The organism is Mesorhizobium bavaricum, from assembly GCF_056781655.1.
In genome coordinates this window covers 3,017,305-3,035,311 of the sequence record NZ_CM165566.1, presented here as the reverse complement: position 1 = coordinate 3,035,311, position 18,007 = coordinate 3,017,305, and the positions used below count along the sequence as shown (strand labels likewise).

Below are 18,007 nucleotides of genomic sequence, written 5' to 3'. Positions count from 1 at the left end.
ACGGACTACTTCGTCTCGCCAATCCGCTCCGCCTTGTCGAGATTGTCCTTGCCGATGACGATCGGCGTCAACAGCACCAGCTTCTCCTTCGGCTCGGTCTTGTCCTTGGCATAGGCCACCGCGATGCGCACCGCGGTGCGCGACTGCTCGCCGGGGAATTGCTCGACAGTGCCGGCAAGCTTGCCGTCGCGCACCGCGACCAGCGCTTCCGGTAGCGCGTCGAAGCCGTAGATCTTGACGTCCGTGAAGTTGCGCGCCGCGCACGCCTCCATGGCGCCGAGCGCCATGTCGTCATTGGCGCAGACGATGGCATCCGGCTTGCCGTTGGCGGCAAGGCCGGCCTCGGTCACCGACAGTGCTTCGGCGCGGGCGAAGTTGGCGGTCTGTTCGAAGACGATCTGATACTTGTCCTTCAAGGGATCGAGCACATTGTGGACGCCCTTGTTGCGGTCGATCGCCGGGCCGGCGCCGGGCTGGCCCTGCAGGTGGAAGATCTTGGCGCCATTCGGGAACGCGGCCACCATGGCGCTGGCCTCCGCCTCGCCGCCCTTGACGTTGTCAGCGCCGACATGGGCCAGAATGCCCTCGACACCATCGACGCGGCGGTCGATCGTCACCACCGGAACACCAGCCTTGACCGCCTCCTCGATCGCCGGCGCCAGTGCGTTGACGTCGAGCGGTGAGATGACGATGGCGTTGACCTTCTGCACCAGCGCCGCCTCGATGTCGGCGGTCTGCTTGGTGGCCGAATTCTGGCCGTCGCTCTCGGTCAGGTTGACGCCTTGCGCGGCGGCCTCGGCCTTGATCTCGTTCAGCATGTGCACGAAGAACGGAAAGCCGAGATTGGGCACAGAGCCCAGGATCGTAAGCTTGTCCTCGGCAAACACCGAGGGTGCGGCAAGCATCATGGCGCCAAACGCCGCGGACGACAGCAGGACTTCACGTCTGTTCATAGGATCCTCCTCCACAGAGACGCATCATCCCCAAGGCCGGGATCGGTCTTGGGAAGGGATCATGCGCCGGTTCAAAGTGTTGGAGCATCCTCCGTGCGCCCGAAGACGCGTGCTGCTCCAGCTGGTCGCCGCTGTTGAAAAGTGCCTCCCATCGACGTCAGCGCGGGGATGCTAACCCAGGGGCAACACCTTGCGCAATAATCGATGGAACGGAACTGTCGGGCAAATTATCGGAATTGTCGGATTTTTCGCGCGGGCGCCGCCTTACCGCTCGCAGACCGCTTTCAGAATGTGCAGGGTCGGGCCCCAGTAGAGATCGGCATGCGGGCGGATCGATGGCTCGGCGAAATCGCTCAAGGTCAACGTCAGCAGCGTCCCGCCATCCGCCGGCGTCAGTTCGAAGCTGACCACCGGGTGGTTTTCGGGCGCGTCCGACAGCCGCGAGGCCGACAGCGTGCTCCAGTAACCGTACGCGAAGCTGCTTTCCGGCGCGAACGCCCGGATGGTACCGCGGTTCTCGAACGGCATTCCATGCAGCAGTCCGCGGATCACGATCTCCCCGCCGACGCGGTCCTGCAGGCTGACCGTCAGCTCCTCGTCGGACATCCATTGCGGGATCATCCCAGGCGTCGTCAGCACCTGCCAGACCCTGGCCGGCGCGGCTGCGATGACGACGGTCTTGATGATCGGCGCGGAGGAAAGGCTCATGCCAATTGGCCCTGTCAGGCCGACTCGGGCGCCAGCGTCAGCCCGATTTCTTCGGCCGCCTGCGCGGCGTGGCGTCGGCTCATGGCCGGCGACGTGCACCAGCGGCGTGTGGCTCGCTGACATGCGGGCGCCAGCCATGGACCCGGTCCCGCCCCGCCACCTTGGCGCCATAGAGAGCCTCGTCGGCGCGCCTGAGCAGGTCGGCGATCTCGATCGAGGCGCTGCCCGGATCGAAGGTGCCCACCCCGATGCTGACGGTGACGATGCCTTTTTCGCTGCCGGCGTGTGCGAGCCGCAGGTCGCGCACGCCGCTTCTGAGATTTTCGGCGATCACGAACGCGCCCCGCGCGCCGGTTTCAGGCAAGATGAGGGCGAACTCCTCTCCGCCATAGCGGGCTGCCGCGTCGGCCGGCCGCCGGGCGGTGGCCTTGATGCAGCCGCTGACGGCGCGCAGGCATTCGTCACCGGCGGGATGGCCGTAGTGGTCGTTGAACCGCTTGAACCAGTCGACGTCGATGATGAGCAGGCTCAATGGCGTTGCGTTGCGCATGCCGCGGGCATATTCGCGCGCCAGAGCTTCGTCGAAGGCCCGGCGCGTCAACAACTCGGTCAGGCCGTCACGGTTTGCCAGCAGGTTCAACTTCTCGTTGGCCGCCATCAGCTCCGCCTCGACATGCTTGGCCTCGGTGATGTCGGAATAGACGCTCAGGCTGCCGCCATTGCTGGTCGGCCTGGTCCTGACATCGAGCCAGCGCCCGTCGGCGAGCCTGACCTCCTGGCGGTTGCTGGGAAGCCTTCGCGATGCCACGATGTCGCCGATCCAGTCCTCGACCTTGTCCGGCGGCACCATCTGTTCGCCGCGCGCGGCAGAGGCGCGCAGGATATCGCGATAGTCGGCACCGGGCACCCGGATGTCGGCCGTGTGGGGAAACATGGCAATGTATTGGGCGTTGCTGAGCACCAGTTTGCCGTCCCGGTCGAACATCACCAGGCCGTCGGCCATATGCGTCAGGGCGTCCGCCAGCGTGACACGGCTTTCCGCCAGTTCGGTCTCCAGCTGCTTGCGCGTCGTGATGTCGCGATTGTGCGTGATCAGCCCGACGATGGTTCCGCCATGATCCCGAAAAGGCGCCTTCAATGTCGACAGCCAGCCGTTGGTCCCGTCGTCATGATGAAGGCGCTGTTCGATGGTGGATGGCACGCCCGCCGCGAGAATGGCAAGCTCGTCCTCGCGGAATTTTCGCGCCGTTTCCTGCGGGTAGAAATCGAAATCTGTTTTGCCGATCAGCGCCTTGGCGTTTGTTGCATGCATCAGGTCCGCCGTTGCCGGATTCGCGGCGATGAACCGCCCGTCCAGGTCCTTGACGTTGAGGCAATCCGGCAATGCCTCCACCACCGCCTTGAAGATGCGCCTGGACTGCAGCGCCTCAAGGCGGCGCCTCTCCTGGTAGAGCGCCAGCCCCGACAGCATGATCGAGACGAAGATCAGCAGCGAAGTCGGCAGCGCCACTTGCGGCAGCACCGCCTGCATGATCTCCCGTGGCAAGGCGAGCAGGCTGAGCAGCGAGCCGGCTGCGGCCGTCGCGGCCAGGATCAGGACGTCGACGCGTTCGGGGGCGCGGCCTCTCAGCACGAGATGGCCGGCAATACCGATCAAAGTAGCGATCGAGATTCCCATGGCGCCGGCGAACACGCCGATACCGCCTTCATGGAAGCGGAACGCAACCGCAAGCAGCCCGGCGATGACGCAAGCGACCGGGCCGCCGAAGAAGCCTGCCAATGCGATCATCGTGCCGCGCAGGTCGATGAAGACGCCCGGCTGCAACTGCATTGGCGTCAGCATCAAGGTGACAGCGCCGCCGCCCATCAGCAGGCCGAAGGCCGTCGCTCTCGTCAAGGCAGCCTTGCGATCCAGCCAGACATGCGTGTGGATCCACACCGAGACGAACATCGCAACGACAGCAAGATTGGCCAGCAATTCGGACCAGGGCGAACCCATGCGCGCCTTTCCTTTTTGCATCGGCTTTCGCCGCATCGCCTCCTCGATATGCCTCCAATGACAACAAAGTGTTACGTCAGGCCAATTGGCCGGCGAACAGAAAAGCGGTCAGGCGCGGTCGGCGGGCCGCTCGGCGTCGGTTTGCTGGCTGGACGTGATCCGCCGAGCAGGCAGGCTGACGACCTCCGTCATCGCGGTGACCGGCTGTGTCACGGTCCAGCGGAAACCAGACCTCATCGCTGCGGCAGGCTGCCCTCGAACAACGCACTCTGGTCGCGGATGCGTGCCACCAGATGTTCACGAAACACCCTGACGCGCTTGGTTCGCCGCAGGTCCGGATGGTAGAGCAGCCAGAGTCCGAGATCGTGGATCGGATCCGGTTGGCGAAAGCGCTCCAGTTCCTCGGCGCAGTCGCCCATGAAGCATGGCAGATAGGCCAGGCCGAGCCCTTGTTTCACGGCGGCGAGCGTCAGCAGCGTGTCATCGACAAAGAAACTGTGCCGGTGATCCGGGCATGCCGCATGCGTCCAGGACTGATGGAAGGCGCAACATTCCACGTCGATCCAGAGCGGCCTGGCGCCGCTGGCGCGCAGCCCCTCCAGGTAACGCCGTTCTCCGTAGACGGCCGACGCCACAGTGGCGAGCCGGGTGCCGACCAGCGTGTCGAGCGGCGTGTTGGTCAGCCGGATGGCGACGTCGGCATGGCGTTCCGCCAGGCTGACATATTTGTTGGAGACCTGCACATGCAGCTGGATGTCCGGATAGGCCTCGCTGAAGCCGGCGAAGATCGGCATCAGCACGGATGAAGCCATGTTGTTGATCGCCGATACCCTGAGTTCCCCGGCGACACGGTCTTCCTGACCGCCGAGCGCGCCCTCGACCTCGAGCACCTCCAGCTCCATCTTGCCGGCCGCCATCCTCAGCTCGTCGCCGGCCGGGGTCAGCTCGTATCCGGATTTCTTGCGCTCGATCAGCCGCGTGCCAAGCTGCGTCTCCAGCAGCCGGATGCGGCGCGACACGGTCGAGTGCTGGATGTTCAAGCGTTTTGCGGCGCCGCTGATCGAGCCGTCGCGCGCGACGGCCAGGAAAATCCGCAAGTCATCCCAATGCATCCTGGACCCGATCCGTGCAAATTTGCAAAATGGGCGTCGAGATTTCGAGAATGGTACCAGAACTACGCGATCACTACGGTTTGCGGCAAGGCAATACTGCCTTTGAGGAGCAAGCCATGACCGTCCAGCAACCGATTTTCGATCCGGTCAAGTTCAAGGACACCACCCGAAAGCAATGGGACAGCGCTGCCGAAGCCTGGAACCGCTGGGGTCCGCTGCTGACCCGCTGGCTGGGGCCTGCCACCGAACTCATGCTTGACATGACCGATATCGGCAAGGGCAGCAGGGTCCTCGATGTCGCCGCCGGTGCCGGCGAACAGACGCTGACCGCCGCGCGGCGCGTCGGGCCGACGGGCTATGTGCTGGCCACCGACATTTCGCCGGGCATTCTCGGCTTTGCCGCCAGCAACGCCAGGCTGGCCGGCCATGCCAATGTCGGCACGGTCGTCGCCGACGGCGAAATGCTGGATGCCATATCGGCCGAACCGTTCGACGCCGTTATCTCGCGCGTCGGGCTGATCTATTTTCCCGACCAGAACCGGGCGCTGGGCGGCATGCGCGATCACCTCAAGCCGGGCGGCAAGGTCGGCGCCATCGTCTATTCCACCGCCGACAGGAACCCGTTCTTCTCGATCCCGGTCGGCATCATCCGCCGCCGCGCCGCCCTGCCCGCGCCGCTGCCCGGCCAGCCCGGGCCGTTCAGCCTGGGTGACCCGGCGGTGCTTGCCAAGCGCCTGACAGATGCCGGTTTCCACGACGTGCGCATCGAGAAGGTCGACGCGCCGGTGCGGCTGCAATCGGCCCTCGAATGCCTGCAGTTCGAGCAGGAGTCTTTCGGCGCCCTGCACCAGATGCTGGCCGGCCTGTCGCCCCGCGAACAGGACGACGCCTGGGCGGAGATCGAGACCGCGCTCGGCCAGTTCGAGCATGACGGACAATTCGAGGGGCCGTGCGAAATGCTCGTCGCCGCCGCCACCAGATAGTCGGCCCTGCCAGTGGCTTGAGCCGGACGGGATGCGCGTGATAGCCAAGGCGCGTCGGCAGGTCCGCCGGCGCGTACCTCAACCGGACACATCGTCCGGAATGACAAAGCAGACATGACATCACGCCAGCCACGAACCACAGGCAAGCCAGCCGGCGTCAGCCTCAACCGCGCGCTGTCGAAGCTCGGCCTGTGCTCGCGCACGCAGGCCGAGGCGCTGATCGCGGAAGGGCGCGTGCGCGTCGGCGGCAAGGTGGTGCGCGATGCCTCGCTGCGCGTCGACCTCAACCGCGACCGCATCGTCGTCGACGACAGGCCGGTGGTTGCCGAGCGCAAGGTCTATCTCATCCTCAACAAGCCGCGCGGGCTGGTCACCACGCGCGACGACCCGCAGCAGCGCGACACCGTCTATGCCTGCCTCGAAGGGCTCGACCTGCCCTTCGTCTCGCCGGTCGGCCGCCTCGACAAGGCGAGCGAAGGCTTGCTGCTGATGACCAACGACACCCAGTTCGCCAACCGGCTGATGGACCCGGCCTCGCATCTGCCCAAGACCTACCACGTGCAGGTCGGCACGGTGCCCGACGCTGCGATGCTGGAAAGATTGCGCGCCGGCGTCACCCTCGACGGCGAGACCCTGACCACCAACGCAATCGAGCTTTTGCGCAGCGGCGGCCGCACCGCCTGGCTGGAAATCGTGCTCGACGAGGGCCGCAACCGCCACATCCGCCGCCTGCTCGCCGCCCATGACATCGAAGTGCTGCGCTTGATCCGCATCGCCATCGGCCGCCTGCAGCTCGGCGACCTCGCCAAGGGCACGGCGCGGCACCTGACACCGGAGGAGTTGGCGCTGCTGGGCGGATGAAATGGCGGCCTCCAGGAGCGCTCTATGGCGCCCACGCCGGTCCGGCCTGCGCTCTGACTGTCCTATTCGACAGTTACCTTCACGACCACGCTGCGGGCGTTTCCCGAGAACGTGTGGATCGAGAGACTGACCTGGTCCTGCCCCTTGAAACCTGGGGCTGACTTGTAAAACGCCTGTACTCCGTCATCGCCCTGCAGATTGCATTTGTAGCGCTCGCTGTCCTTGGGGAAGTTAGGATAGACCTTGCCATCCACGATCCGGATCGATCCGTGGCTTGGCCCCGATGTCGCCTGCACGTCGTCCAGGCCTGCACTCGTGCAGTCCGGGTTCAGGTTGGCATCCTCGAAAATATAAATCTCCTGCCCGGAAAGTGCTGTCTTTTCATAGGTTATCGGCCGGCTGCTCCCGGCCATCGCATAGCCAGTAAACCCAACCATTGCAGTCATTGTTATGATACAAGCCATCCGGCGCGTCATTTAGCCTATCCTTCAGATGATAGAGTATTACCTCTAGTTTTTCTATAGAAACCGCAAACAACACGCCTTGAATTGGCGGCGTGATCGTCCGCACTATTTCAGATACCTGAAGCAGAAGCGTCTATTTTAGCATTTTTAGCATTGTATAATCTTTCCGGCTGCCTTTGTACTGATACGCACGATCAAATTTCCGTCAGGGCCAGCGACAAACGCCGTTCACCCGGGAGCGCCCCGCCAAAGTTTCTTTTTGCCCCCACCGATGATTTCCACCCGCCCGCGCTGTCTTCACCTACAGGCGCCGGAATCCTCCGAGCCGGAAGAAGCGAGGTGAGCCATGCATTCGTTGAAAGGTCAAAATGTCGTCGTGATCGGAGGCAGCCGAGGGGTGGGCCGCTCGATCGTGGAAGCTGCGCTCGGCGAGGGAGCAACCGTACTTGCCGTTGCCCGCGGCGCGGCCGATCTGAAAGAACTCGCCTGGGAGGCGTCAGGCGTGAAGACGCTTGCCGCCGACGCCACGCAGGAGGCGGCGCCCGATGCGGTGTTTGCCGCACTTCAGCCGGACGTGCTGGTGATCTGCGCCGGCGCGTTGGCCCCGTCCGCCCCCATCCCGGAACAAAGCTGGGAGGACTTCTCGGCGAACTGGGACATGGACGTCAAGGCGTCGTTCCTGTTCTGCAAGGCAGCACTGCAGGGCCGGCTGAAGCCGGGCAGCCGGGTGGTGCTGATCTCCAGCGGCGCCGCACTCAGCGGCGGGCCGCCGAACTCCGGCGGCTATTCCGGCGCCAAGCGCATGCAGATGTTCCTCGCCGGTCACAGCCAGAAGGAGGCCGACCGGCTTGGCCTTGGCCTGCGCTTCATGGCGCTGGTGCCGATGCGGATCATGCCGGGCACCGGCGTCGGCCAGCGCGGCATAACAGGCATTTCGGCCTATCTCGGCATCAGCCCGGCGGACTTCCTCGCCAGCATGACCGATGTGCAGACGCCGGCCGATGTCGGACGCGCCGTGGTCACGCTCGCCGGCGGCAAGACGCAAGGCATCTCCTTCACGGTCAGCGGCAGCGGACTTGCGGCGGCGGCATGAGGCGCGCACGATGCCAACCGAAATCAGCACCACAGGCTCGATATGACAGACGCTCCTGGCCCGCTTGAGCCGTTGGGCACGCAAGGCCAGCCGATCCTCGATCGGCTGGCCTTCGAGCGCCTGACGGCAGCCCACCGCCGCGCGCTCAAGCTGCACTGCTACCGGATGATGGGCTCGCTGCACGAGGCCGACGACCTTGTCCAGGACACGTTTCTGAAGGCATGGCGCGGCCGGTCGCAATTCGACGGACGCGGCTCGCTGCGCGGCTGGCTCTACACGATCGCCACCAACGCCTGCCTCAACGCCATCAAGGCGAGATCATCGGCGCATCGCCTTGTCGAGCCGCCCGGGCGGCCGCCCACCGAGGGGCGCGCCGTCGGCGGGCCCGCCGCCGAACTCGCCTGGCTGGAGCCCTACCCGGACACCGAGCTGCCGGACATCGTCGACGGCGAGCCCGGCCCGGAAGCGCGCTACGAGACCCGAGAGGCCGTGCAGCTTGCCTTCGTCGCCGCGATCCAGTTGCTGCCGCCCAGGCAGCGCGCCGCGCTTTTGCTGTGCGACGTGCTGGGCTGGTCGGCGCTCGAGACCGCGCAATTGCTGGGCGGCTCGACCGCTTCGATCAACAGCGCCCTGCAGCGCGCCCGCGCAACACTTGGCGAGCGTTATCCCGAAGGGCGCCCCCTGCAGCGCGGGCGGCCGAACCGCGAAGAGAGCCTGCTGCTCGAACGCTACATGCAGGCCTGGCACGCCGCCAATCTCGACAGCTTCATCGAACTGCTCCGCGAGGATGCCACCTACCACATGCCGCCATGGCTGGACTGGTATCAGGGCCGCGAGGCGATCCACGGTTTCTTCAGGACTGTCTGGGGCAATTTCGCCGGCTACCACGCGGTCGCCACCCGCGCCAACGGCCAGCCCGCGGTCGCGGTCTACGCGCGCCGCCATCAGGATCCCGCATGGCGCGCCCAGTCGCTGCATGTCATCGAGCCGGCCGACGACAGGATCGCCTCGCTGACGGTCTATGTCGGCCCGCTCGGCCCAGGCCTGTTCCCTGCGTTCGGCCTGCCGCCTATCTGGCCCCGCTCCTGACAGCAGGCTGTCATTAGGCCTGGTCTATATCTGCTCATGGGCCCGGCCGTGGCTCGAGCAATCAGGGAACAAAACAATGAATTTCGTCTCCGTCCGCATCATCACGTCAGACGTCCAGCGACTCGTGCGCTTCTACGGCGAGATCACCGGCATGCCCGTGACCATGTACACGGAGGACTTCGCGGAACTGGTGACGCCGGCCTGCACGCTGGCGATTGGCAGCACGCGCACCTTGCAGCTGTTCGGCGGCGACGTCGCCCGCCCCGCCGACAACCACACCGCCATCATCGAATTCCGCGTCGGCGACGTCGATGCGGAATTCACCAGGCTGTCGGACACCATCAAGGACGCAACCGTGCAGAAACCGACCACCATGCCCTGGGGCAACCGCTCGCTGCTGTTCCGCGACCCGGATGGCAATCTGGTGAACTTCTTCACGCCCGTGACCGCCGAGGCGATCAAGAAATTCGACAAGCAGGTTGTTGCCTAACCTACTTCTGGTTCCATTTGCGGATGACCGGCTCGGTCAGATCATGCTCGTAGCCGAGCACGCTGATGCTTGCGGTGTCCAGCACAAACAGTGCGCCGCCGTCCGGCGGCAGGCCGATCCAGCGGGCCGCCAGCACGCGCAGGAAATGCGCACTGGAAAACACCAGGATGTCGGCACCGGCCTTGCGCAGCCCGGCGATGATCGTATCGGCGCGCGCGCCGACATCGGCCGCCATCTCGCCCTTCGGGCAACCGTCGCGAAACACGTTCCAGCCCGGCCGCTCGGCCAAGATCTGTTTTGTCGTCAGCCCCTCATAGGCGCCGTAGTCCCATTCCTGCAGATCGTCCTTCTTGACGCTCTCGGCACCAAAGCCGGCCAGCACGCTGGTGTTGTAGGCGCGTTGCGACGGGCTCGACCACACCGCCGAAAACGACAGGCCCTTCAGCCGATCGGCGACACCGCGCGCGGCGGCCTCGCCTGCCGGCGTCAGCGGCATGTCTGTGCGGCCGGTGTGCTGCCCCGAAAGGCTCCACGCCGTCTCGCCATGCCGGACCAGGTGGATCTGCGGAAACGCGTTGCTCATAGGGTGCCCCTCAAAATCGCCGGCACCTTAGATGACGATTTGCCGAAGGGGAATCCGGCTGACGCGAAAGTGTCTGGTCGCCTGGCCTTGATCCGCATCAAGCCGGCCCTGTGATGGGCCCGATGGCGCAACTATATCAAGGTCAGCCCTATCAAGCGGCTCCCGCCACCCAAGGGCTTTGGCCCTTGCACAACAGGTCGCATCATCATGTACACACATTTGCTGATTGCCACGGACGGATCGGAACTCGCCGACAAGGGCGTTGCCCATGGCCTGGCGCTGGCCAGCCGCCTCGGCGCCACCGTTACCTTTGTCAACGTCACCGAGCCATTCCCGATGTTCGCCTGGGGCGGCGCCATGGCCGGCTATGCCGCGGGCGATGAATTGGCTGCCTACAAGGAAGAGGCGGGCCGATTTGCCAAGGACGTGCTCGACAAATGCAAGGCGTCGGCGGACCTGGCCAACGTGCGCGCCGAGGTGGTGCATATCGAGGACAAAAAGCCCGCCGAGGCGATCCTGGAATTGTCGCAGGCCGAAGGCTGCGACCTGATTGTGATGGCCTCGCACGGGCGCCGGGGACTGGGCAGGCTGCTGTTGGGCAGCCAGACCGCCGAGGTGCTGTCCTACACCGAGATCCCGGTTCTGGTGGTGCGCTAGATCGCGGCCTCGCCCGCGAGATAGACCCCCAGCACCAGCAGCCCGACGAAGAACACCGTGCGGAAGGTCTCGACGCTCATCCGCTGGCGCAGCATCTGGCCGATGAACATGCCGGCCAGCGCCGGCACAAGGGCCGCGACCGACCCCGCCAGCTGCGCGGTTGGCGAGGCGAAGGCGCCGGTCCGGAACAGGCCGATGGCAAGGGCTGCCGTCGATACGGTGAAGGACAGGCCGAGCGCCTGGATCAGGTCTTCCTTGTCAAGCCGCAGTGACTGCAGATAGGGCACCGCCGGGATGACGAAGACGCCGGTGGCGCCGGTGACCAGCCCGGTCGCCACGCCGACCAGCGGCGACGCCCACGCCTCGTGGCGCGCCGGCGTGGTGAAGCCGGCTTTGGCGAGGCCGACAAGGGCATAGAGCACCAGCGCCGCGCCCAGCCCTGCGGACGCCAGCGCCGTATGCGCGCCGGTCAACAGACCGGCGCCGGCCACGGTGCCGAGCACGACGCCGGCCATCATCGTCCACAGCCGCTTGCACAGGCCGGCGAAGGACGGGCCGGTGAGCAATTGCCAGAGATTGGTGACCAGCGACGGGATCAGCAGCAAGGCGGCGGCCTGCGCCGGCGGCATCGTCACCGCCAGCAGCCCCATCGCCACGGTCGGCAGCCCCATGCCGACGACACCCTTGACCAGGCCGGCGGCAAGAAAGACGGCGCTGGTCCAGGCGATGACGCCGGCGCTCAGCACGGTGACAGCTTCAAAACAGCGGCCGGGTCAGTCATGCAGCAGCATGTCCGTCGCATCGGTATCCGGGCCGGTGGCATCGGGTACCGGCGCACCATCGCGGCTGACAGGGGTCGCCGTGCATCCCCGCAGGCCGGGTTCCGCCCGCGCCATGGCAAGGCAGGCCACCGCGATGGCCAGCACGATCGCCGTGCTTTCAAGAATGCCAAGTCTGCCTGATGCTCGTTCGCCCATCGCACATCTCCACCCAAAAACGTTTGACGCAGATGCAGGCCGGCCACAATGTGGACGTTACACGGTCAGCCTTCGGCCTGGACGAAGGCTGGAGCTGGACGCCGCCCGGCTTTGCCAGGCTGCCAACCGTTTTGCAGGAGCAAGAAATGCGCTTCGACCTGGTCGATCTCCGGCTGTTCCTGCTGGTGGCCGAACGCGGCAGCATCACCCATGGCGCCGAACTCGCCGGACTGGCCCTGGCTTCCGCCAGCGCCCGCATCAAGGGCATGGAAGAGCGGCTCGGCGCGCCGCTGCTGGAGCGTCGCCGCCGCGGCGTGGTGCCGACGGCGGCCGGGCAGGCGCTGCTGCATCATGCGCGCGCCGTGCAGAACCAGATCGAGGCGATGGCCGGCGACCTCGCCGCCTATGCCGCCGGCCTGCGCGCCCGCGTCCGGCTGCTTGCCAACACCGCCGCCACCGGCGAATTGCTGCGCGACATCCTGCCGGCTTTCCTGGTCGCGCATCCCCGGATCGACATCGATCTCGACGAGCGCCCCAGCCACGAGATCGCCGAGGCGGTGGCCAGCGGTGCCGCCGATCTCGGCATCGCCGCGACCTGGGCCGGCCTTGCGCATCTCGAGCAGAAACCGTTCCTCATCGACCGCCTGGTGGTGATCGCCGCGCGCGACTGGCCGGGGCTCGCCGGCCTGCGTACCGCCGGCCTCGCCGACATTCTCGGCCAATCCTTCGTCGGCCTGAGCACCGGCCATGCGCTGCAGGAGCACATCACGCGCCAGGCCGCGCGCCTTGGCGGCCACCTGCATATCCACATCCGCGTGCCCGGCCTCGACAATGTCTGCCGGCTGGTCGCGCAAGGTGCGGGCATCGCCATCGTGCCGGAAAGTGCCACGCGCCGCTCGGCACGCACGCTGCGCTGCCTGCGGCTGACCGACGACTGGGCGACGCGCCAGCTCAATCTCTGCGCCCGCCGCTTCGACGAGCTGACGCCGCAAGCGAAATTGCTGGCCGCCGCGCTGGTCTGAAGCCACGCCGGCGCCCGCAACCGCACGCCGGCCGGCGCCGACATATCCCATCGACGCGGAATCATTACCTTGCATTTCAAAAATCTGTGACGTAGCTTGTTTGCACATTGGCAAAGAATTTGCCGTCATTTTTTCTTTTTATGAAAGACAAGGCCTTTGCGGGAACATCTCGATCTGACCGATCGGCGGCTCGTCAAACAGCTGTCGCAGGACGCGCAGCCGGGCATCAACCGCCTCGCCGAGATGTTGGCGATTTCGGTGCCGACGGTGCGCACGCGGCTGCGCAACCTGCTCGACCGCAACCTGCTCAAGATCGTCGGGCTCTTGAACCTGACCGAGCGCCCCGAGCTGATTTCGGCCATTGTCGGCATCAACGCCCAGGGCCGCGGCCGGGCCCGCGAGCTGGCGCAGCGCATTTCAGAACTGCCCTTCGTCAACTCGGCCTCGGTGGTCACCGGGCGCTTCGACATCATCGTCGACGTGACGGTGGCCGGTGACGTCGCCGATCTCTACCGCGTCACCAGCGAGTTGATCCCGGGTGCCGGCGAGCCGGGCGAAGTCGTGCGCAGTGAGACCTTCGTCGTCATGGCGTCCTGCAACAAATGGGTCAGCCTGCCGGAAGGCTGCTGGTCTGACGACAGCATCCGCAAGGAGCCGGCATGAGAATAGCGGTTCTCGGCGGCCTCGGCCTGCAAGGCCGGGCGGCGATCGCCGATCTCGTCGCCAGCGGTGTCGAGGACGTGGTTTGCGTCGACACGGCACCGGATGCTGCGGCTCGCCTTGCCGGCCTGACCGATCTTGCTCGCGTGCGCTTCGTGGTACCCGAGGGCGCGATCGGCCCGGCGCTGGCCGGCGTGCTGGCGGACGTCGACGCCGTCATCGACCTGTTGCCGCAGCCGCTGATGCGCGAGGCGATCCAGGCCGCGATCGCAACACGCACGCCGCTGGTCACCACCAATTACGGCAAGGCCATCGCCGACCTGGCGCCGGCAGCCGAACAGGCCGGCGTCTCGATCATGACCGAATGCGGGCTTGATCCCGGCATCGACCTTGTGCTCTACGCCCGCGCCGCAAGGCAGTTCGACAGCATCGCCTCGATCGATTCCTATTGCGGCGGCATCCCCGAACCGAAGGCGATGGCCAAGCCGCTGTGTTACAAGGTGAGCTGGAACTTCGACATGGTTCTGGTCAGCCAGAACCGTGACAGCGTGATGATCGAGGACGGCGAACGCGTCGCGGTGCCGGCCGGCCAGCAGCACGACAATCCTTTCATCCACGAGATCGAGGTCGCCGGCCTCGGCCGGCTTGAAGCCTTCCCCAATGGCGATGCGCTGCACTATGTCGAGATGCTGGACTCCGCCAAGGGGCTGCGCCGCTCCGGCCGCTACACGCTGCGCTGGCCGGGATGGTCGGCGTTCTGGGCGCCGCTGAAGGAGCTCGGTTTCCTCTCCGAAGACAAGGTTTCCGGCACCACGGTGAGCCCGCGCGAATTCCTCGGCCGGCTGCTCGGCCCGCAATTGCAATATGGCCCGGACGAGAAGGACCTGTGCGTGATGCGCAATGTCTTTTCCGGCCTCGAAGGCGGCCGCCGCAAGACGGTGACGTCGGACCTGATCATCGAGCGCGACCTGGCCTCGGGTCTGTTCGGCATGAGCCTCGGCGTCGGCTACCCCGCCAGCATCGTGGCGCAGATGCTGGCGCGCGGCGACATCAGCAAACCCGGCCTCCTCAACCCGCTGCTCGACGTGCCCGACGGTCCCTTCTTCGACGAACTGGCCAGGCGCGGCATCACGGTCGCCGAGACGGTGGCCTGGGACTGAGGATTTTCGAACGGTGGCCGCCGCCGGCAACGGCGCTGCCGCTCAAAAAAGCACCCCGAAGGGTGAAACAACAACGTGGAACGATAAAACAAGGAGGAATGCCAAATGAAGATTGCCAGACTTTTCATCGCCGGACTTGCGCTCGCCGGGCTGACCACTGCGGCCAGCGCCGGGACGCTGGACGAAATCACCAAGCGCGGCGAACTGCGCGTCGCCGTGCAGACACAGGGACCGCCCTTCTCGCTGGTCGGCGCCAATGGCGAACGCACCGGCAGTTCGGTTGAACTGGCCGAGCTGATGGCCAAGGAAATGGGCGTCAAGATCACCTTCCTCGATTTCGACTGGGACGGGCTGATCCCGGCACTGCTGTCGGGCAAGGCCGATCTGCTGGTCGCCGACATGACGCCGACACTGGCGCGCGGCATGAAGGTCGCCTTCACCACACCTTACATGTATACGGGCAGCACCGTCTTCACCAAGGCCGACAGCAAGTTCAAGTCGACCGACGACTGCAAGGCCAAGGGCACCAAGATCGCCGTTCTGCTCGGCGCCACCGGCGAAAAGGAAGCCAAGACCGCCTTCCCCGATGCCGACATCAAGAGCTACAAGGGCGGCGGTCCGCTGCTGCTCGACGCCGTCAACAACGGCCAGGCCGATTGTGGCGTCAACGACGTCTCGGCGGTTAAGGGCCAGTCGACCGCCTATCCGGCCGGCACCTTCACCATCATGCCGGATCTCTTGTCGAAGGAGCCGCTTGCCTTCGCCACTCGCTATGACGAGCCGGACCTGCTGGTCTGGATGAACCTGTTCCTCAACCAGGTCAGCATCGACGGCCGGCTGCAGAAGAACCTCGACTATTGGGTCAATTCCGACGCCTGGAAGAAGGACCACTAAGCAGCACTTCGTTCGGACGAAACCGCGCCAGACTGGATCGGCGCGGTTTCGTCCAACACGCTGCCGTCACGGATAGACTTCGCTCTGGGGACTCACCCAACGATGCTCGAAAATTTCAGTTTCCGCACCATCGTCGAATACCTGCCGCTGTTCGGGCAGGGCCTGGTCACGACCGTCTGGCTGTCGGCGCTGTCCTTTGTCGGCGCGCTTGTCGTCGGCATCGTGCTGTGCGCCATGAACCTGCAGCGCGGCTGGCTGTTTCGTACGCCGGCCAAGGCCTATATCGACGCGGTGCGGGCCACGCCCTTGCTGGCGCAGCTCTATTTCCTCTATTTCGGCCTGCCGCGGCTCGGCTTCGTGCTGCCGGAGCTGGTCGTCGGCATCCTCGCGCTGTCACTCAACAGCGGCGCCTATGTCGCTGAAATCATTCGCGCCGGTATCCTGTCGATCTCGCGCGGCCAGGTCGAAGCCAGCGTCGCCTCGGGCATGACCTATGTCCAGCGCATGCGCCTGGTCATCCTGCCGCAAGCCTTCAAGGTGACCATCCCGCCGCTGCTCGGCCAGGCGATCGTGCTGGTCAAGGATTCCGCACTTCTGTCGCTGATCTCGGTTGCCGAGCTGACGCGCGCGGGCCAGTTGCTCGCCTCCGACCGCTTCATGCCGGCGGAAGGTTTTCTCACCATCGCCGCATTCTACCTCTTGCTCTATTACTGCCTGAAGGGACTGGCTTCCCTGTCCGGCCGCTGGCTCGGCACAGCGGGGGCGCGGACATGATCTGGCAACAGCTGCAAAGCCTCGTCGGCAGCTATCCGCTGGCACTGCGCGGCCTCGGCATGACGGTGGTGCTGTCGCTGATCAGCCTGGTGCTCGGCACCCTGCTCGGCTTCGGCCTCGGCATCCTGCGCACCGGCGGCAACCGGCTGATCGGCAGCGTCATCGGCGCCTGGGTCGACCTGATCCGCGGCACGCCGTTCCTGGTGCAGATCTTCCTGATCTTCTTCATCCTGCCGGAGTTCGGCATCGAGCTCGATGCCTTCACCGCCGGCATCATCGCGCTGACCAATCTTGCCGCCTGCTTCATCTGCGAGATCGTCGCCGCCGGCATCCGTTCGGTGCCGACCGGGCAGGTCGAGGCGGCACTGGCGTCCGGCCTGTCGCGCTGGCAGCGCATGCGCCAGGTGGTGCTGCCGCAGGCGATGCGCATCGTGCTGCCGCCGCTGGTCGGGCAATATGTGCTGCTGATCAAGGATTCTTCGGTCGTCTCGGCGATCGGGCTCACCGACCTCACCCGGGTCGGCTGGCTGGTGGTGCAGCGTGTACCCAACGGCCTGCTGGTCTTCTTCCTCGTCGGCGTCGGCTATTTCGTCGTCTGCTATCCGCTGATCATGCTCGCCCGCCGGCTCGAGCGGCGCATGGGTGCGGCGCATGGCGAGGTACAGCTATGACATCGAACCCCAAAGGTCCGGAAAATATGACCAAAACCGGCATGATCGACTTTCGCGGCGTCAACAAATGGTTCGGCCCGCTCAATGTGCTGAAGGACATCACGCTCAGCGTCGAGCCACGCGAAGTGGTCGTCGTCTGCGGTCCGAGCGGCTCCGGCAAGAGCACGCTGATCCGCTGCGTCAACGGCTTGGAGGCGATCAAGGACGGCGATCTCGTCGTCGACGGCCAGCGCCTTGGCGACCCCGCCACCAACATGACGCAGCTGCGCACCGAGATCGGCTTCGTCTTCCAGTCGTTCAACCTCTATCCGCACAAGACCGCGCTCGAGAACGTCACGCTCGCCCCCATCCATGTCCGCAAGATCCCGCGCACCGAAGCCGAAAAGGCCGGGCGCGAACTGCTGGCCAAGGTCGGTCTCGCCGACAAGGTCAACGCCTATCCCGCGCAGCTCTCCGGTGGCCAGCAGCAGCGCGTGGCGATTGCCCGTTGCCTCGGCATGCGGCCCAAGATCATGCTGTTCGACGAGCCGACCTCGGCACTCGACCCCGAGATGATTTCCGAAGTGCTCGACGTCATGGTGGCGGTCGCCGAGGAAGGCATGACCATGATGGTGGTGACGCACGAGATGGGCTTTGCCCGCAAGGTCGCCCAGCGCGTGGTGTTCATGGACGCAGGCGCCATCGTCGAAAGCGGCACACCGGACGAGTTCTTCTCGCACCCCAAGACCGACCGCAGCCGCGCCTTTCTCAGCAAGATCCTGCGGCACTGAAGCAATACCGCAAGGTTATCGCGGCCCCGGAACCTGCGCATCGGACAAGCGGAGAAACCTGCCGAGACGCGCATGTTCGAGAAGCGC

Annotated in this window: 21 protein-coding genes; 13 read left to right on the top strand and 8 right to left on the bottom strand. The window is 65.5% G+C overall.

Annotated features, from left to right (window positions below; all coding sequences use genetic code 11):
• Positions 1-5: 5 nt before the first annotated feature.
• The 4 genes from AC1RZR_RS14810 to AC1RZR_RS14795 form a co-directional block, all read right to left on the bottom strand.
• Positions 6-953 carry a substrate-binding domain-containing protein gene (locus AC1RZR_RS14810; protein ID WP_379098779.1) on the bottom strand — a complete coding sequence of 316 codons (948 nt, stop codon included), beginning with the start codon at positions 951-953 and terminating at the stop codon, positions 6-8.
• 264 nt (positions 954-1,217) lie between these two features.
• Positions 1,218-1,661 (bottom strand): SRPBCC family protein, encoded by a 444-nt coding sequence (locus tag AC1RZR_RS14805; protein WP_477278281.1) that lies wholly within the window; start codon positions 1,659-1,661, stop codon positions 1,218-1,220.
• A gap of 79 nt (positions 1,662-1,740) precedes the next feature.
• Complete coding sequence (locus AC1RZR_RS14800; RefSeq protein WP_477278278.1) at positions 1,741-3,660, bottom strand: diguanylate cyclase; 1,920 nt, start codon at positions 3,658-3,660, stop codon at positions 1,741-1,743.
• Positions 3,661-3,893: 233 nt separating this feature from the next.
• Entirely contained in the window at positions 3,894-4,757 is an 864-nt protein-coding gene (locus AC1RZR_RS14795) for a LysR family transcriptional regulator (RefSeq protein WP_481828746.1), read from the bottom strand.
• Between the two features lie 131 nt (positions 4,758-4,888).
• On the opposite strand from AC1RZR_RS14795, the gene AC1RZR_RS14790 reads away from it, so the two are divergent.
• Entirely contained in the window at positions 4,889-5,755 is an 867-nt protein-coding gene (locus tag AC1RZR_RS14790) for a class I SAM-dependent methyltransferase (RefSeq protein WP_477278274.1), read from the top strand.
• Positions 5,756-5,869: 114 nt separating this feature from the next.
• Positions 5,870-6,616, top strand: a complete 747-nt coding sequence (locus tag AC1RZR_RS14785) for a pseudouridine synthase (protein ID WP_481828745.1) — start codon at positions 5,870-5,872, stop codon at positions 6,614-6,616.
• A 62-nt stretch (positions 6,617-6,678) separates the two neighbouring features.
• Here the strand turns inward: AC1RZR_RS14785 and AC1RZR_RS14780 are convergent, their stop codons facing one another.
• Entirely contained in the window at positions 6,679-7,092 is a 414-nt protein-coding gene (locus tag AC1RZR_RS14780; protein ID WP_477278270.1) for a hypothetical protein, read from the bottom strand.
• A 334-nt stretch (positions 7,093-7,426) separates the two neighbouring features.
• Between AC1RZR_RS14780 and AC1RZR_RS14775 the strand changes: the two genes are divergently transcribed.
• From AC1RZR_RS14775 to AC1RZR_RS14765, 3 genes are all read left to right on the top strand, one after another.
• Positions 7,427-8,173, top strand: a complete 747-nt coding sequence (locus AC1RZR_RS14775) for an SDR family NAD(P)-dependent oxidoreductase (protein ID WP_481828744.1) — start codon at positions 7,427-7,429, stop codon at positions 8,171-8,173.
• A 42-nt stretch (positions 8,174-8,215) separates the two neighbouring features.
• The gene (locus AC1RZR_RS14770) at positions 8,216-9,262 is read left to right on the top strand and encodes an RNA polymerase subunit sigma-70 (protein WP_481828743.1); all 1,047 of its coding nucleotides are present in this window, start codon (positions 8,216-8,218) and stop codon (positions 9,260-9,262) included.
• Positions 9,263-9,338: 76 nt separating this feature from the next.
• Positions 9,339-9,752: a VOC family protein gene (locus tag AC1RZR_RS14765; protein ID WP_477278264.1), complete on the top strand. Its 414-nt coding sequence runs from the start codon at positions 9,339-9,341 to the stop codon at positions 9,750-9,752.
• 1 nt (position 9,753) lies between these two features.
• Here the strand turns inward: AC1RZR_RS14765 and AC1RZR_RS14760 are convergent, their stop codons facing one another.
• Complete coding sequence (locus AC1RZR_RS14760) at positions 9,754-10,335, bottom strand: histidine phosphatase family protein (RefSeq protein WP_481828742.1); 582 nt, start codon at positions 10,333-10,335, stop codon at positions 9,754-9,756.
• 207 nt (positions 10,336-10,542) lie between these two features.
• Here AC1RZR_RS14760 and AC1RZR_RS14755 point away from each other — a divergent pair, with 207 nt between their 5' ends.
• Positions 10,543-10,992, top strand: a complete 450-nt coding sequence (locus tag AC1RZR_RS14755; protein WP_477278260.1) for a universal stress protein — start codon at positions 10,543-10,545, stop codon at positions 10,990-10,992.
• Here AC1RZR_RS14755 and AC1RZR_RS14750 read toward each other — a convergent pair.
• Positions 10,989-11,738 carry a sulfite exporter TauE/SafE family protein gene (locus tag AC1RZR_RS14750; RefSeq protein WP_481828741.1) on the bottom strand — a complete coding sequence of 250 codons (750 nt, stop codon included), beginning with the start codon at positions 11,736-11,738 and terminating at the stop codon, positions 10,989-10,991. The two genes, AC1RZR_RS14755 and AC1RZR_RS14750, sit on opposite strands and share 4 nt — an antisense overlap.
• A 27-nt stretch (positions 11,739-11,765) precedes the next feature.
• A complete protein-coding gene (locus tag AC1RZR_RS14745) occupies positions 11,766-11,969 on the bottom strand; it encodes a hypothetical protein (RefSeq protein ID WP_477278256.1) in 204 nt (67 codons plus the stop codon).
• 146 nt (positions 11,970-12,115) lie between these two features.
• Here AC1RZR_RS14745 and AC1RZR_RS14740 point away from each other — a divergent pair, with 146 nt between their 5' ends.
• The 7 genes from AC1RZR_RS14740 to AC1RZR_RS14710 all read left to right on the top strand — a co-directional run bounded on the left by AC1RZR_RS14740 (position 12,116) and on the right by AC1RZR_RS14710 (position 17,920).
• A complete protein-coding gene (locus AC1RZR_RS14740; RefSeq protein ID WP_481828740.1) occupies positions 12,116-12,991 on the top strand; it encodes a LysR substrate-binding domain-containing protein in 876 nt (291 codons plus the stop codon).
• Between the two features lie 156 nt (positions 12,992-13,147).
• Positions 13,148-13,654 carry an Lrp/AsnC family transcriptional regulator gene (locus AC1RZR_RS14735; protein WP_379098735.1) on the top strand — a complete coding sequence of 169 codons (507 nt, stop codon included), beginning with the start codon at positions 13,148-13,150 and terminating at the stop codon, positions 13,652-13,654.
• Positions 13,651-14,811, top strand: coding sequence for a saccharopine dehydrogenase family protein (locus tag AC1RZR_RS14730; protein WP_481828739.1), 1,161 nt, complete (start codon positions 13,651-13,653; stop codon positions 14,809-14,811). Before AC1RZR_RS14735 ends, AC1RZR_RS14730 begins: the two co-directional genes overlap by 4 nt.
• A 105-nt stretch (positions 14,812-14,916) precedes the next feature.
• Entirely contained in the window at positions 14,917-15,705 is a 789-nt protein-coding gene (locus tag AC1RZR_RS14725; RefSeq protein ID WP_477278250.1) for an ABC transporter substrate-binding protein, read from the top strand.
• Between the two features lie 102 nt (positions 15,706-15,807).
• On the top strand, positions 15,808-16,479 hold the full coding sequence (locus AC1RZR_RS14720) for an amino acid ABC transporter permease (RefSeq protein WP_477278248.1): 672 nt from the start codon (positions 15,808-15,810) through the stop codon (positions 16,477-16,479).
• On the top strand, positions 16,476-17,150 hold the full coding sequence (locus AC1RZR_RS14715; RefSeq protein WP_481828738.1) for an amino acid ABC transporter permease: 675 nt from the start codon (positions 16,476-16,478) through the stop codon (positions 17,148-17,150). Before AC1RZR_RS14720 ends, AC1RZR_RS14715 begins: the two co-directional genes overlap by 4 nt.
• A gap of 26 nt (positions 17,151-17,176) precedes the next feature.
• Positions 17,177-17,920 (top strand): amino acid ABC transporter ATP-binding protein, encoded by a 744-nt coding sequence (locus tag AC1RZR_RS14710; RefSeq protein WP_477278244.1) that lies wholly within the window; start codon positions 17,177-17,179, stop codon positions 17,918-17,920.
• Positions 17,921-18,007 lie beyond the last annotated feature (87 nt).

What these genes read in the sequence shown, in the direction of transcription:
- AC1RZR_RS14810 (WP_379098779.1), bottom strand. Translation starts at nt 953, where the DNA reads ATGAACAGACGTGAAGTCCTGCTGTCGTCCGCGGCGTTTGGCGCCATG.
- AC1RZR_RS14805 (WP_477278281.1), bottom strand. Translation starts at nt 1,661, where the DNA reads ATGAGCCTTTCCTCCGCGCCGATCATCAAGACCGTCGTCATCGCAGCC.
- AC1RZR_RS14800 (WP_477278278.1), bottom strand. Translation starts at nt 3,660, where the DNA reads ATGGGTTCGCCCTGGTCCGAATTGCTGGCCAATCTTGCTGTCGTTGCG.
- AC1RZR_RS14790 (WP_477278274.1), top strand. Translation starts at nt 4,889, where the DNA reads ATGACCGTCCAGCAACCGATTTTCGATCCGGTCAAGTTCAAGGACACC.
- AC1RZR_RS14785 (WP_481828745.1), top strand. Translation starts at nt 5,870, where the DNA reads ATGACATCACGCCAGCCACGAACCACAGGCAAGCCAGCCGGCGTCAGC.
- AC1RZR_RS14780 (WP_477278270.1), bottom strand. Translation starts at nt 7,092, where the DNA reads ATGACGCGCCGGATGGCTTGTATCATAACAATGACTGCAATGGTTGGG.
- AC1RZR_RS14775 (WP_481828744.1), top strand. Translation starts at nt 7,427, where the DNA reads ATGCATTCGTTGAAAGGTCAAAATGTCGTCGTGATCGGAGGCAGCCGA.
- AC1RZR_RS14770 (WP_481828743.1), top strand. Translation starts at nt 8,216, where the DNA reads ATGACAGACGCTCCTGGCCCGCTTGAGCCGTTGGGCACGCAAGGCCAG.
- AC1RZR_RS14765 (WP_477278264.1), top strand. Translation starts at nt 9,339, where the DNA reads ATGAATTTCGTCTCCGTCCGCATCATCACGTCAGACGTCCAGCGACTC.
- AC1RZR_RS14760 (WP_481828742.1), bottom strand. Translation starts at nt 10,335, where the DNA reads ATGAGCAACGCGTTTCCGCAGATCCACCTGGTCCGGCATGGCGAGACG.
- AC1RZR_RS14755 (WP_477278260.1), top strand. Translation starts at nt 10,543, where the DNA reads ATGTACACACATTTGCTGATTGCCACGGACGGATCGGAACTCGCCGAC.
- AC1RZR_RS14745 (WP_477278256.1), bottom strand. Translation starts at nt 11,969, where the DNA reads ATGGGCGAACGAGCATCAGGCAGACTTGGCATTCTTGAAAGCACGGCG.
- AC1RZR_RS14740 (WP_481828740.1), top strand. Translation starts at nt 12,116, where the DNA reads ATGCGCTTCGACCTGGTCGATCTCCGGCTGTTCCTGCTGGTGGCCGAA.
- AC1RZR_RS14730 (WP_481828739.1), top strand. Translation starts at nt 13,651, where the DNA reads ATGAGAATAGCGGTTCTCGGCGGCCTCGGCCTGCAAGGCCGGGCGGCG.
- AC1RZR_RS14725 (WP_477278250.1), top strand. Translation starts at nt 14,917, where the DNA reads ATGAAGATTGCCAGACTTTTCATCGCCGGACTTGCGCTCGCCGGGCTG.
- AC1RZR_RS14720 (WP_477278248.1), top strand. Translation starts at nt 15,808, where the DNA reads ATGCTCGAAAATTTCAGTTTCCGCACCATCGTCGAATACCTGCCGCTG.
- AC1RZR_RS14715 (WP_481828738.1), top strand. Translation starts at nt 16,476, where the DNA reads ATGATCTGGCAACAGCTGCAAAGCCTCGTCGGCAGCTATCCGCTGGCA.
- AC1RZR_RS14710 (WP_477278244.1), top strand. Translation starts at nt 17,177, where the DNA reads ATGACCAAAACCGGCATGATCGACTTTCGCGGCGTCAACAAATGGTTC.